This window comes from Paenibacillus elgii NBRC 100335, from assembly GCF_004000865.1.
In the GTDB taxonomy this organism is placed as follows: domain Bacteria; phylum Bacillota; class Bacilli; order Paenibacillales; family NBRC-103111; genus Paenibacillus_G; species Paenibacillus_G elgii.
This window is the reverse complement of sequence record NZ_BIMB01000007.1, coordinates 1-13,523: the sequence shown is the minus strand read 5'-3', so window position 1 is coordinate 13,523 and position 13,523 is coordinate 1. Positions and strand designations below refer to the sequence as shown.

14 protein-coding genes are annotated in these 13,523 nt (G+C 55.9%); 8 read left to right on the top strand and 6 right to left on the bottom strand.

The window, feature by feature from the left end; translation table 11 throughout:
• Positions 1-4: 4 nt before the first annotated feature.
• Complete coding sequence (locus PEL01S_RS07265; RefSeq protein WP_127459842.1) at positions 5-718, bottom strand: TetR/AcrR family transcriptional regulator C-terminal domain-containing protein; 714 nt, start codon at positions 716-718, stop codon at positions 5-7.
• Positions 719-883: 165 nt separating this feature from the next.
• Here PEL01S_RS07265 and PEL01S_RS07260 point away from each other — a divergent pair, with 165 nt between their 5' ends.
• The gene (locus PEL01S_RS07260) at positions 884-1,252 is read left to right on the top strand and encodes a VOC family protein (RefSeq protein WP_127459841.1); all 369 of its coding nucleotides are present in this window, start codon (positions 884-886) and stop codon (positions 1,250-1,252) included.
• 60 nt (positions 1,253-1,312) lie between these two features.
• Here PEL01S_RS07260 and PEL01S_RS07255 read toward each other — a convergent pair whose 3' ends face one another.
• A complete protein-coding gene (locus PEL01S_RS07255) occupies positions 1,313-2,716 on the bottom strand; it encodes a TraB/GumN family protein (RefSeq protein WP_127459840.1) in 1,404 nt (467 codons plus the stop codon).
• A gap of 331 nt (positions 2,717-3,047) precedes the next feature.
• On the opposite strand from PEL01S_RS07255, the gene PEL01S_RS07250 reads away from it, so the two are divergent.
• From PEL01S_RS07250 to PEL01S_RS07225, 6 genes are all read left to right on the top strand, one after another.
• Entirely contained in the window at positions 3,048-4,043 is a 996-nt protein-coding gene (locus PEL01S_RS07250) for an ABC transporter permease (protein ID WP_127459839.1), read from the top strand.
• A 1-nt stretch (position 4,044) separates the two neighbouring features.
• A complete protein-coding gene (locus PEL01S_RS07245; protein ID WP_127459838.1) occupies positions 4,045-4,926 on the top strand; it encodes a carbohydrate ABC transporter permease in 882 nt (293 codons plus the stop codon).
• 90 nt (positions 4,927-5,016) lie between these two features.
• Positions 5,017-6,549, top strand: a complete 1,533-nt coding sequence (locus tag PEL01S_RS07240; protein WP_127459837.1) for a type 2 periplasmic-binding domain-containing protein — start codon at positions 5,017-5,019, stop codon at positions 6,547-6,549.
• 105 nt (positions 6,550-6,654) lie between these two features.
• Complete coding sequence (locus tag PEL01S_RS07235; protein WP_127459836.1) at positions 6,655-7,914, top strand: alpha-L-fucosidase; 1,260 nt, start codon at positions 6,655-6,657, stop codon at positions 7,912-7,914.
• Positions 7,915-8,042: 128 nt separating this feature from the next.
• Positions 8,043-8,969, top strand: coding sequence for a helix-turn-helix transcriptional regulator (locus tag PEL01S_RS07230; RefSeq protein WP_239551466.1), 927 nt, complete (start codon positions 8,043-8,045; stop codon positions 8,967-8,969).
• Between the two features lie 100 nt (positions 8,970-9,069).
• Positions 9,070-9,552 (top strand): GyrI-like domain-containing protein, encoded by a 483-nt coding sequence (locus PEL01S_RS07225; RefSeq protein WP_127459834.1) that lies wholly within the window; start codon positions 9,070-9,072, stop codon positions 9,550-9,552.
• 244 nt (positions 9,553-9,796) lie between these two features.
• Here the strand turns inward: PEL01S_RS07225 and PEL01S_RS07220 are convergent, their stop codons facing one another.
• Entirely contained in the window at positions 9,797-10,270 is a 474-nt protein-coding gene (locus PEL01S_RS07220) for a hypothetical protein (RefSeq protein ID WP_127459833.1), read from the bottom strand.
• 228 nt (positions 10,271-10,498) lie between these two features.
• Here PEL01S_RS07220 and PEL01S_RS07215 point away from each other — a divergent pair, with 228 nt between their 5' ends.
• The gene (locus PEL01S_RS07215; RefSeq protein WP_063182662.1) at positions 10,499-11,011 is read left to right on the top strand and encodes a TlpA family protein disulfide reductase; all 513 of its coding nucleotides are present in this window, start codon (positions 10,499-10,501) and stop codon (positions 11,009-11,011) included.
• 78 nt (positions 11,012-11,089) lie between these two features.
• Here the strand turns inward: PEL01S_RS07215 and PEL01S_RS07210 are convergent, their stop codons facing one another.
• From PEL01S_RS07210 to PEL01S_RS07200, 3 genes are all read right to left on the bottom strand, one after another.
• Complete coding sequence (locus PEL01S_RS07210; protein WP_127459832.1) at positions 11,090-12,304, bottom strand: ABC transporter permease; 1,215 nt, start codon at positions 12,302-12,304, stop codon at positions 11,090-11,092.
• A gap of 1 nt (position 12,305) precedes the next feature.
• The gene (locus PEL01S_RS07205; RefSeq protein ID WP_127459831.1) at positions 12,306-12,992 is read right to left on the bottom strand and encodes an ABC transporter ATP-binding protein; all 687 of its coding nucleotides are present in this window, start codon (positions 12,990-12,992) and stop codon (positions 12,306-12,308) included.
• Positions 12,992-13,523: hypothetical protein (locus PEL01S_RS07200; protein WP_218032545.1), on the bottom strand; the 532-nt coding region annotated here is incomplete at its 5' end. The genes PEL01S_RS07205 and PEL01S_RS07200, both read right to left, overlap by 1 nt.

The window sequence follows — 13,523 nt, the reverse complement described above, 5'->3', positions numbered from 1 at the left end:
TGTTTTATTTTTGTTGAAAGGTTGAAAAGCCTTCGATCAATACGCTTAAGCCAAAAGAAAACTCCTTCTCCCAATCCGTATTCGTGATATGGGGGGCCAGGCGGATCGTATTGGGGAAGTGCTCCTCCGGCAATTGGCGAAAAAACCGGCTGTACCGCTCGCCCAACGCTTCAAACGAAGCCTGATCTTCATCTCCGGCAAAAGCGTGAAGCCGGGTTTCTTCCGCGACGAATCCCAGCACATAGTTTTTCAGCATGGACGCGATCCACGGAATTTGAGGGTCGGCGAAGCCAGCCGAGACGAAGAGCTGATAGAGCTTTTCGATTTGCGTTAGACGCTGATAGCCTACCCCGATGGTAAGATTGAACAGTTCCACCGCATCCCGGTGCCGAAGAAGGACTTTCCTGAACTGAACTCCCCATTGCAAAACTTGCTCTTTCCATGGAAGCGACGCCTCCGGCCAAACCATTTCCCCGCTGATTTTGTCCGAAAGCAACTGCATCAACTGCTCTTTATCTTTGAAATGATAATATAAGGAGGCGGTTTTGACCTGCAGCTTGTCTGCGATTTTGCGCATGCTGAGCTCCTTCAGGCCGATCTCATCCAGCACCTGCAGCGCGGTTTGAAGGATACGAACCCGATCAAGCGGAATATGCGCAGCTTCTGCCTCCGGCCAACCCAGGATGGAGTCCGGGGGAGAGATCCTTTTCCTAGCCATGAGAATTCACCCTTTCCGTTGACAAGTATACCATATTAGATTATTCTAACATCATTAGATTAATCTAATATATTTAGATTGAAGAGTGATCATTATTTCGAGCCCTTGCGTTAAGGTACATATTCTGCACTGCGGATGAGTCAAAATTATAAAGGAGGCAACTTTATGAAACTGAACCACTTGAATCTTTGTGTCAACGATCTGTCCGAAGCAACGGATTTCTTCCAGCACTTATTCGGCTTTCAATTGCTCAACCAGAAAGGCGACGCTCTTGCCGTGATGAGCGATGGAGAGGGATTCACTCTTGTTTTGAGTCGTTTTGGCGAAGAAACCGTAACTTACCCGAAGGATTTCCACATCGGTTTTTATGTAGAAACGATGGCCGAGGTAGATGAGTTCCACGCCAAGCTTGCTGTCGCCAACATTCATACGGAGCACGGTCCCAGAAAAATGAGAGGCGGCTACACCCTGTACTTTACGGCCCTGGGCGGGCTGCTTTTTGAAGTCACGTCTTTCTTTCGCGAATCCGAATGATGAATAGCAAAAGCCGCCCTGTATCGAATGCGCTTCGATCCGGGGCGGCACTTTTATCGCCTATTTAATAAATTGCACGTCATAGCCTTTTTGCTTCAATTGATCGAGAACCATATCTTTCACCGCATAGTGCGCCGCACCGATGACGACGAAATAGGTCGATTTACCGTCTTTCTCCAACAATTCCGCCAGTTTTTTCGCCATGTTCTTGTCCCGTTCCCCGAGCAGTTTTTGAGCCATCCCGCTTTGGGTAAATTGCTGGGAAGAAGCGGCGAAGGCTTGGGTAAAGCCGTCCAAGTCCCCCTTGGCCCACAGCTGCTGCCATTGCTTGAACTGTGCAGCCATATCCGGAGCATTGGCGTCAGGCGTTAACAGCTGGTCCAGCACCGCGTTCAGTTCTTTCTCTTGCTCCTGCGGAGACGCGCTGCTCAGAATATCGCCTTGCAGCTTGAACCCTTCCAGCTCCTGAATCGGTTTTCCGGCCAGCTTGGCGCTCGATAGGAAGTGCAAATCGACACCCGAAGCGGCCGCCTGAGCTAACTCCTCTGGAGATTTCATGAGCGCCGTAAGGGCCAGATTGGAGTTGATCACCCAAGGCTTAAGCTGATCGAAGGCTTGCTTGGGCAGTCCCAATTTGTCGATTACGCGCTCCAGCTTTTCATAGGTTTCTTTGGATACGTGATCCTTTAGCGTCGTGCCATCGTTATAGCTCGTCAGACTGGTGAAATACTCCAATCCAGCCGTATCGTCCGGCATGAGATTCACTTCGACCAGCAACTCGTCGGACGATTGGAACGCATCCTTGACCTCTTTCCGCATCGGATACATCTCCGGAATCCCCAGGTGAATCGATCCGAGCAAATACATCGTGTTGTTGCCCTTCGTCACTTTCCAGAAAAGCCCTTTTGCCCCGCCGTCGGCGGTTTCGTAGGCATATTCGATGACCCGGCTGGCCAGCACAGCCGCCTGCTCGACGGTGCACGGTTGATCCAGCTCCAGACCGCTGCCCGTTCCTTGGACGATGCCTTTCTTCTGCAAATACGCAATCGGCTCAGCATCCTTATCCATCTCGAAGGCTGCCGGCAGCTCGTACTGCTTTAACAAACCGAACAAAGATTGGAGAACGGCATCTCTAGTGATCGTTGCGGTTCCCGATGGCAGCGTGAACTCGCTCTTTTTGCTTAATCCGAGCGCATCCAGCTTCGCTCCGGCCGCTTGGACTAATGATTGAAATCTATCATGAGCGATCGGTTTTTGAAAGGTTCCGTCATAGTACCACGACAGCGGGAAAATGCCGTATTTTTCCCCTTCGTTCAGTACGCCCATCGACCATGGACTGATCTGAGGCGCAGCCTGCGGCGCTTCGTTCGCCAGTGCGGGTACGACCGTTCCGAGCATTGTGGTGACGGCGAGCAAGCCCCCGGCCAGACCGCGTTTCCATTTGCTCCATGTTCCAGACTTCATGTGATGTTGCCTCCCAGATGTATGTAGTAGAATCATAGATAAAAGCAGTACTGATTATAGACCTTTCGGCTGGGAAATTCAACCATGGGTTGGAAAACGCGTGCTGCAGTCATGCTCATTTTTTGTAATGCCCGAGAAGATAAGAAGTGGGCATGACGCGCGAAAGTCTCGAACAGGCGCGTCTTTTCGGCCTCTGTCCCGAGGGGCGATGCTCCTTTTTTGCCCGGTGACCGCTCCAAGAATTGCGCCTTGCCGCCATCTCCGCTTCACTGTACGATGCAGACATATTCGATCGAAGACGGATTGATCTGACAACGCAGGAGGTGGAAGCATGAGTTCATCCGAAACGGAAGCGGTTCGCGGTACGAACGTTCCGGCCGGCTTGCGGAAGAATGGAGCCGGGCCGAAGACAAACGGCTTCATCAAGGAATGGGCGGTTGCTTTGCGAAGAGACAAAGGCTTGTACTTGCTCGCGGCGCCGGGATTGCTATTTTTTCTCGTATTCAAATATTTCCCGATTTGGGGATTGGCTCTGGCCTTCAAGGATTACTCGCCTTGGAGCGGCTTCTGGGGCAGCGAATGGGTAGGGTTCAAATATTTCCAGGAATTTTTCTCGAACCCGGACTTCTGGATTTTGTTCCGCAACACGATGGGGATCAGCTTCATGAACATCTTATTTTTCTTCCCGATGCCGATCGTGCTGGCGCTGCTGCTGAACGAAGTGCGCTTGCTGTTTTTTAAGAAATTCGTGCAAACGGTTATTTATTTGCCTCACTTCTTGTCCTGGGTCGTTATTGTGGGTATCTGCTTTCTGCTGCTCAGCCAAGGCACCGGTGTGGTCAACCAATTGATTACGGAATCCGGAGGCAAGTCGATTGCTTTCTTGACGAACCCGGACGGCTTCTGGCTCATGCTGACCGCGCAAAGCATCTGGAAGGAAGCGGGCTGGGGGACGATTATTTTCCTCGCGGCGCTTACAGCGATCAACCAAGAGCTGTACGAAGCGGCCCAGATCGACGGGGCGAACCGCTGGAAGCAGATGCTGAACATTACACTGCCGGGCATCCGCAGTACGATCATCGTGCTGTTTATCCTGCGGCTCGGACAAGTGCTGGAGGTCGGCTTCGAGCAAATTTACCTGATGGCAAGCGCTCCGGTATCCAGCGTAGCTGACGTGTTCGACACCTACGTCTACCGCGTAGGCATCTTGAACGGCCGGTTCGGCTATGCAACTGTCGTCGGCGTCTTTAAATCCGTCGTCGGTCTCATCCTCGTCGTTGCGGCCAACCGTCTCGCGAAGCGTTTCGGAGAGGAGGGGCTCTACTAACATGAAAGCATCGGCCTCTTACCGTTTGTTTCAAGCAGCGAATTACGTGCTGTTGACCGTCATCTCGCTACTGACGCTGCTGCCGTTTCTGTATGTGGTGATCATCTCGTTCACCGACGCGAACGAGTATGTGACGAAGTCGGTCGTTATTTTCCCGGAAAAATGGAGTCTTGACTCGTATCGTTACATTTTGTCGACGGGAACGTTCATCCGGTCGATGGGAATCAGCGCGGTGTTGGCCGTCGTTGGTACCCTGCTCAGTCTTGTCGTTACCAGCTCGCTCTCGTATGTGCTGTCGCGCAAGCGGCTCAAGGGCAAGCAGTTTTTCCTCGTGGCGATTTTGCTCACGATGCTGTTTCAGCCGGGGATGATTCCGAACTATATGCTTGTGGACAGCTTGGGCCTTACCAATACGATCTGGGCGCTCATTCTGCCGGTGCTGACCGGGGCCTGGTACGTGTTCTTGATGAAGAACTTTTATCAGGACGTGCCCGCCGAATTGGAGGAGGCCGCCAACATCGACGGCTGCTCGGACATCGGCGTCTTCTTCCGGGTGATGCTGCCGCTGTCGCTGCCGGCGCTGGCCGCTTTCGGACTGTTTTTTGCGGTGGCGTACTGGAATACGTATTTCAGTGCGGTGCTGTACATCAACGACGACTCGCTGCGGCCGATGCAGGTGCTGCTTCAACTGCTGCTGATTCAGGCGTCCACGCAGGTGGCTGACCCGAGCGTTGCGGCCATGATCCAAAGCGAGCAGACCGTGCCGCCGGATGTGATCAAAATGGCAGCCGTCGTCATCTCCTCGCTGCCGATCGTTGTAATTTATCCGTTTTTGCAGAAGTATTTTGTCAAGGGTATGATGGTGGGCTCGGTCAAAGGCTGATGGTATCCTAGCCCGACCGTGTCCGGCCGTTCACCGATAAAAGAACATTCGCCTCGCATCCGGAAACATACTTAAGGGAGGTCATCTTGAATGAAAACGATGAAAACAATCGCCGCAGGCGCCGTATCGGTCGCCCTGGTTGCTTCGCTCGCCGCCTGCGGCGGGAAGGCATCCGATGCTCCGGCAGCTCAAGGGGACGGCAAATCCGGCAAGCCGATGGATATCACCGTCACGACAATCGCGTTCAGCGCAGCGCCGACTGGCGAGCTGGAAGGGCTCAAGAAGATCGGCGAGAAGTTCAACGTCAATCTGAAAATCAACTACATCCCGGCTAACAACATCACGGAAAAGCTGAACGTACTGCTGGCGTCGAGCGACATCACCGACGTGATGTTCGTGGAAGACTTCAACACGACGCCGAGCTTCCTGAATGCGATCGACAAAGGCGCGTTCTGGGAACTGACGCCGTACATCAAAAATTACCCGAACTTATCCAAATATCCGCAAAACGTTTTTGATAACGCCTCCATTAAAGGCAAGCTGTACTCGCTGCCGCGGGTGCGTCCGCTGGACGGCTCCGAGGCGCTCCTGCTGCGCAAGGATTGGCTCGACAAGCTCGGCATGCAGCCGCCGAAGACGATGGACGAGCTGTATAACGTGCTGACTGCTTTCGCGAAGAACGACCCGGACGGCAACGGCAAAGCCGACACGTACGGATTGGCGCTCTTCGGCTCACCGGGCCCGGCCGGGTACCTGATCAGTATGTTCGGTGCGGGAACGGGCTGGCAGAAAGGCGCGGACGGCAGCATCACCCCGAACTGGATGACGCCACAGGCGAGAGAGGCGATGCAATTCTGGAACAAAACGTTCCAATCCGGAGGCATCGTGCCGGATCTGCCGGTTCTGAAGAGCCAGCAGGTGCGCGACATGCTCGTTCAAGGCAAAGCAGGGGCGGCGATCACGAACGTCTCCGACGCCTATAAATTCAATCAAGATTTGAAAAAAGCGAACCCGAACGCCAACCTGGTGGCTTATGAGATTCCGAAAGCAGCGGACGGCAAAGCGCATTACGAGCAGGCTATCGGCTATTACGGCCAATTCCTCGTCAGCAAGAAAGTGAGCGAGGAGAAGCTGAAGCGCATTCTGGAAGTGTACGACTATACCGCTACCGAGGAAGGCTACAATCTGGGAACGTATGGCATTAAGGATACGGACTTCACCATCGGCACGGACGGTGCGGTCACGCAAACGGAAGATGGCAAGAAGAAAGGCTATTCGGGCGACTCTACGGGCCAATGGGTAACCGGCTATTACAACAAGTATTTGCGCGCCAGCGCGCCGGGCATGCCGTCCGACATTCTCGAGTACAATAAAAAGCTGGTCGATACGATCGCGGGACAATCCGAGCCGAATCCGGAGTTCGGGCTGCCGAAATCGGCGCCGTTCAAGGAAAAAGGAGCCGACTGGAACAAAAAGATCAACGATATGATTATCAATGTTATCATCGGCAAATCGACGATCGACGATTGGGATAAATTCGTCAAGACAATGAAAGACGACCCGGGCTATCAAAGCCACATCAAGGAAATGAACGAGAGCTTTAAAGCCAAGGGTCAGAAGTAATCCGGCTGACGAGCCAAGCCCGCCTGTACTCCCAACGGAGTGGCAGAGCGGGCTTGGCTGCGAGGTTGCCCGAAAATTCGAAGAAGCGGAAGGAGATGTGCCGGCATGATGAAGCATGAGCCTTTGTTAGCTATACCGACGGAGCAGCAGCTCCGCTGGCAGGATATGGAGCTGGGGATGTTTTGCCATTTTGGCATCAATACGTTTTGCGATCAGGAATGGGGCGACGGCTCGGACTCGCCCGAGCGGTTCCATCCGACGGCACTGGACGCCGTTCAATGGGTAAGGACCGCGAAGCAGGCCGGGTTTCGCTATTTTATATTGACGGCGAAGCACCATGACGGCTTCTGCCTGTGGCCGACCCGGACGACGGACTATTCGGTGAAGTCGAGCCCGTGGCTTGACGGGAAAGGCGACGTCGTGCGCGCTTGTGCGGAGGCCTGCCGAAGCGAGGGGCTCGGGTTCGGCATTTATGTATCGCCGTGGGACCGGAATGCGGCCTGCTATCGGGATCGCGCCGCATACGACGACTTCTACGCCGAGCAGTTGACTGAGCTGCTAACGCAGTACGGGCCGCTCGTCGAGGTATGGTTCGACGGGGCCGGGTCCGAAGGGCGCGAGTACGATTGGCCGCGCATCATCGCGCTCGTCAAACGGCATCAGCCGGACGCGATGATTTTCAACATGGGGGCCCCGACCATCCGATGGGTCGGGAACGAGGACGGCGTCGCGCCGTATCCGTGCTGGAACACGGCCGAGACGGCCCGGGTCAGCATGTTCACCGAGGCGGCCGTGAACTGGCTGCCGGAGACGCCGGCCTGGCTGCCGGCCGAATGCGACGTGCCGATCCGCAAGAATCACTGGTTTTGGCATCCGGAAGACGAAGCTCGCCTGCTGAGCCTGGAGGAGCTCATGGACGTGTATTACCGCTCGGTCGGGCACGGAGCGACGCTGTTGTTGAACGTAGCTCCGGATCGGCGGGGACTGCTGCCGGAGGCGGACGTGGAGCGCGTGCTGGCGCTCGGGGAGGAAATCCGCCGCCGTTTTGGCAGATCGCTTGCCGAAGTGCAGGATGTAGAAGGCGGGGTGGATTTGGTGCTGGACGAGCCTATGGAGCTGGATCATGCGGTGCTGATGGAAGACATCCGGTATGGCGAGCGCATTCGGGAATATTCGCTGGAAGCGATGCTGGACGGACGGTGGATTGAGCTCGTAAGAGGCAGCGCGGTCGGGCATAAGAAGATCGACCGGTTTGCTCGGGTCCGTACGGACCGGATTCGTCTGAACGTGTTGGACAGCGCCGCCGTGCCGAAAATCCGCTCGATGTCCGTTTATTGCGTTTCTGGGGATGAACGGAATACATAGATGCCATCGGCCCCAGCCTGTCCTTTCTGTTATAATGCTCGTAAAAGGCAACGGAGGGGCTGTTGACGAACGATGGTAGCTCCCCGTAATGACGAGGTGGGAGGGCGGGGCATCTGAGAACGGATCGTTTGTTAGCGATCACCGTGCTGCTGCTGAATCGAAAAAGACTCAGCGCCAAAGCTTTGGCCGACCGGTTTGAGGTATCCACCAAGACGATTTACCGCGATATCGAGGCGCTTAGCCTGGCGGGCATTCCGATTGTCGCGCATCAGGGGACGACCGGCGGTTTTGAGATTATGGAGCAGTTTACGATTAGCCGTCAATTTCTGGCTCTGGACGAGCTGTTGTCTATGCTGGCTGCGGTCCAAGGCATACGTACGGCGTTTGACGACCAGTCGGTTTCCAATCTGTTGGAAAAAGTAAAAACGATGCTCCAGCCGACGGAGCGGGAGCTGCTGGAGCATGGGGGAGCGCCGTTGACGTTCGACTTCAATCCGTGGGGGCAGAGCGCGTCGGCAAGGGCCAGGGTTCAGGCGCTAAGAACCGCGATCGGGGAGCGTCGTACGGTTACTTTTCGCTACACGAATCTGGATGGAGCGGGAACCGAACGGACTGTGGAGCCGATCGGCCTGATCCTCAAAGGCTACCTGTGGTACTTGCATGCCTACTGCACGCTGCGGGGCGAATTTCGCGTATTTCGGCTGTCCCGGGTCCGGGAGCTTCGCGTGACGGAGGAGCGTTTCGAGCCGCGTCCGGCGCCGGCCTTGGACTCATATTCCTGGCAGCCGGAATGGTCGGGGTCCGGCGCCTTGGATGTAGTGCTGACCTTTCGGCCGGAAGTCCGCGACCGGGTGGAGGATACGTTTCCGACGGAGCAGGCGGAGCGGCTGCCGGACGGTTCGATCCGCATCCGCGGCAATTATCCGGCGAACGAGTGGCTTTACGGCTGGATGCTCAGCTTCGGGGACAAGGTGAGAATCGACGAGCCGGCGTTTATAGCGAGGGAGCTGAAGGAGCGGGCGCAAAAGATTATCGCGCAGTACGCGGAACTATGACAGGGGGCTGTCCAATTTAGCATCGTATACTAAGAAACGAAGGTTACAGAACATCACAATTACTTGATGGTCAACTATACGATGAAAAGAGGAAGAACCTATGGAAACGAGCTTTGCTTCCAAACCCGCAATGAACCTTGTCGGCGTGAGCGCCCGAACGACGAATCAGCGCGAAATCGGCCCGGACGGGGCGATTCCGCGGCTGTGGAACGATTTTTTTGCTGCGGAGCTATCCCGGATCGATGGGGTGAGCGAGCCGCATTTGACCTACGTGCTGTATACGGATTACGAGAGCGACGTGAACGGAGCTTACACGGTGCTGATCGGGCATGCGTGGGCGAAGGAGACGGCGCCGGAAGGATTGGCCGTAGAGGCGGTTCCGCAGGCGCGGTACGTCGTGTTCAAAAGCGAGCGGGGTCCCGTGGCCCGCATCGTGGCCGAGGCGTGGCAGCGCATCTGGGCGTGGTTCGAGACGTCTTCGTACGAGCGCGCCTATACGGGCGACTTCGAAGTATACGATGCGCGCGGCTTTGATCCCGGCGATGCCGAGGTCGAGATTTACGTGGCGATACGCGAGGTCTGATCCGGCTGGAATGTCAATAGAGGTGTACGAGGGGGTGGGATATCTACTTCCGGTCGCTCTTGTCTGCAGGAAATCTATATTTGAAGCCGCGTAGTAGCGGATATTTCCAGCAGACAAAGGCGAACGCTCACGCTCCTCCAGCAGATACCCCACCTCCATATGTATCTCTATTTTCTTTAAAAACCTCTTTCTCAACACTCTAGGGGACCAGGTGCGGGTTCCCTTTTTAGTCTGTCCGGTTAACTTACCTCGTTTTCTTCTTCCATTTTTTATAATTGAAAATGAAATTATTTTTTTCCGTATGTACGCGATACTGGTGCAAGTTGGCCTTGACCGTTCGCGATCCGTCCGTTCCAACTTTAATTTTGAGCGACTTGACGCCGGACTCGATCGGAATCGACAAGTAACCGTTATGAGATTTGTCCATCTCAAAGGCCTGCTCCGAGCCGTCCGGGAACACGGCTGTAAAGACGGCATTCACGTTTGAACTGATCACGACCCGATAAATCGAACCGTCTACACCAGGGTTCAGATCCTCTTTTCCGTCCCCGGATGTGAAGAAGAAGCTGCCCTCTTTCGAGGTTTCGACAGAAAAATAATCCATAACGTCATTCGACTTGTTCCTTATGCCAGGCGGATCGTTCTGGGGCTGGTAGGCGTAAGCCGCCGTCGATCCGGTCAAAGAGAGGCATAGTGCCAACAATAAAAGTTTTTTCATCTGCTTTTATACGCTCCTTCTCTATATGATGGAAACTCTTTTTGCACAAAGCCTCGTGAACCGCAGGCAGCGACGAAACCTATTCATAGAAAATCCCGTATAAATTGCATGAACAACCTGATTCTACCATTTCAGAATGTTCTTTTACAAACATCTCTGTTGACATTCGGAAAACAATCTTCCGATACAATAAAGGGGACAAGCAGGAGAAGGACGGACGGTGAAACGATGAAAAGAAAAGGGATGCTGCTGCTTCTGGTCGCGCTGGTATCCTTGGTGTTGTATTCCAAGCTCCCGGCTCGTTCCGGGACGGCGGCGAAGATTGGGGCTCAGGCACCTGCTTTCGCGCTCCCGGCGCTGGACGGACAAACGTATACGTCGGAGCAATTTCGCGGCAAGCCGCTGATCATTAATTTCTGGGCATCGTGGTGCGAGCCGTGCAAAGCGGAAGCTCCGGCGCTGGTCCGGCTGTATGAGCGGTATCAGGGCCAAGTTGAGGTGGTGGCGGTCAACATTACGGCCAAGGACCGGATCGAATCCGTCCGGGCTTTCGTCTCGGAGCATGGTTTGCCGTTTCCGGTGCTGCTCGATGAACGGGCGGAGACGGCCCAGGCGTACCGTATCGTGCCGATTCCGACAACGTATCTGGTAGACCGCAGCGGCATGATCGCGGATAAAATTACCGGTGCTGCCGACTACGCCACGTTTGAGAAAAAAATAACGGCGCTGCTCCAGCGTTAAAACGAAAACGACGAATCGCCCTCTTTCAGCTTATTCCGAGCTGAAGCGAGGGCGACCCGTCGTTTTTTACAAATTTGATTAGGCCGTGTGCAAATAACGGGCCGTTTCCGTTCGGTAGGCGCTGACGGCGGGGAGAATGCCTGCGACCATGCCCAGCAGTGCAACGCCTCCGATAACGGCAGCTACGTCCCAACTGTACGCGACCGCGACCGTCACGGATATTTGCGAGCCGATATAGTCCGACAACAGTAAGGTGAGTCCACCGCCGAGTGCCGTGCCGAGCACGCAGCCGAAGACGACCACCAGCACGGATTCGAGCAGCACGATCGTGACGACGGCGCTGCGGCTTGCCCCGATGGCGCGCAGGATGGCGACGGTCCGTCTTCGTTCCACGGTGGAGCCGTACAGGGCGAGAACGACGGTCAGCCCGGCCATGCCCAGAACGACGTAGCTGATATATTTCAAAATTTGCTCGCCACTGCCCATCATATCGAAAATTTTGGCGATGACTTGCCCGGGAAACACCGCTTGCGCCTCTTTGCCCTGGTTGATCTCCTGATACATCTTCATCAGGTCCACGTAGCTTCGCGGCTTCACCAAGGCGGCGGTCACGCCATGCTCATCTTCCTCGTGCTTTTGCTCCCCCGGATGCTCATGGCTGATCCAGTAGCTGTCCATGCTGACGTAAATCCCTTGATCCGAAGGGGCCGATACGCTGTGCAGGATGCCGACGACCGTGTACGGATGGTCCTTGTGGCCTTCGTCGTGCTGCAATGATTTGGCGACGCCGTGACCCGAAACGAGCCGGTCCCCGACCTTCAGCCCGGTCTCTTTGGCGACTTTAGCACCAAGCACCGCTTCGAACGGCTTGTCGAACAACCGCCCGTCCGTGAGTTGGAAATACGGCGGGTCGCTGGGCTTCCCTTTCAGCGCGAAGAAGGAAGGGGTCGTGCCGACGAGCCGGAACCCCCGGTAATTGTCGCCGAGCGCAAACGGAACCGCTTGAATGACCCGGGGATCGTTCTCCAGCGTATGGTAATAATCTAGCGAAATATTCGCCAACGGATTGTCCATCAAAAAGATCGTGTTGAACACGAGCTGGTTGGCGCTCCCCTTGGAGCCGACGATCATGCCGAACGGCTCGCTCGCTTTGACGATGCCTTGTTTGATGCCAGCAGAGAGCATCATGATGCTCAGCGTCATCGCGACGCCGATGCCTACGACGATGACGGTAATGAGCGTTTGGACCCGCCGGTTCATGAGGTTGCGCCAAGCCATGTGCAGCAAAGACATGTTACCCGACCTCTCTGGTATCGTAAATGGAAAGCTCCCGGAGGCTCACGACGCGGTCCAGTCTGCCGGCCAGCTCCGGATCATGGGTGCACAGCAGCAGGGCCGTTCCGTTTTGTTCGCAAGCTTCGGCCAGCAGCGAAAACACCTGTTCCGCATTGGCGTGGTCCAGACTGGCCGTAGGCTCGTCCGCCAGCACAAGGGCCGGGCGGTTCGCCAGCGCCCGCGCGATGGAGACGCGCTGCTGCTCGCCGCCGCTGAGCTGGTCCGGCTTGTGGTGAAGCCGGTGCCCGAGGCCGACCTGCGCCAGCAGCTCGCCGGCGCGCTGTTTTTGCGCCTTCGGCGGGATGGTTTTGCCGAACTGCATGGCCGCCAGCACGTTCTCCAGCGCAGAAAAGCCCGGCAGCAGGTTGAAGCTCTGGAACACGTAGCCGATATGCTGCGCGCGGAAACGGTCCAGCTCCGCTTCGCTCAGCCGTTCGAGCTGCCGGTCCAGCAGGCGGATGGTGCCGCTTGTAGGCCGCAGGATGCCGGCGATGAGCTGAAGCAGAGTGCTTTTGCCCGAGCCGCTCGGTCCGACCAAGGCCACCCGTTCGCCTGCGTTCATGGCAAAATGGGAAATGTTCAGCACGTCCACCTGCCGCTTGCCCGGAAGGGGGTACGACTTGGTCAAGTTCTCGGCATGCAGCATTACTTCAGCACCTCCACGCTGTCCGCGTTGATGCGGATCAGGCTGACGAAGCCGGTTTCTTCGTCCGTCTGCGAGCCGACGCTGAGCGTGCCCGTCACTTTGACCTGATGCTCCGTCGGCGTCACGTCCTTGCCCTTGGGCATAAAGACGACTACGATATCCGTCGGCCAGTCCGCATCCGTCGAACAGAACGGGCAGACGGTGAGCGCGACTTTGGTCAGCACGAAAAAGTTGACTTTGGCGGTCAACGGTGGAGCCATGAAACCGGTCATTTCCATTTTTTTACCAGACAACTGATTCACCTGATCCGATAGTTTCACGCCGCGCACCGTCATCTCGGAATACAGGTCCTCGAACGTCAAAACAGGCGTTTTGCCCGCTTCCTTCACGATATTTTTCGTCGCCTCGGGTTTAGCTGGCTTGGCCGCCGCTTGTTCGGCCGCAGGCGGCTTCTCTTGCGGCAGCTCCGTTCCGGCTGCTGCGGGAGCGCCCTTGGCGGCCGCGGCGGCCGCTGCTTGCGGGCCGCCGGGG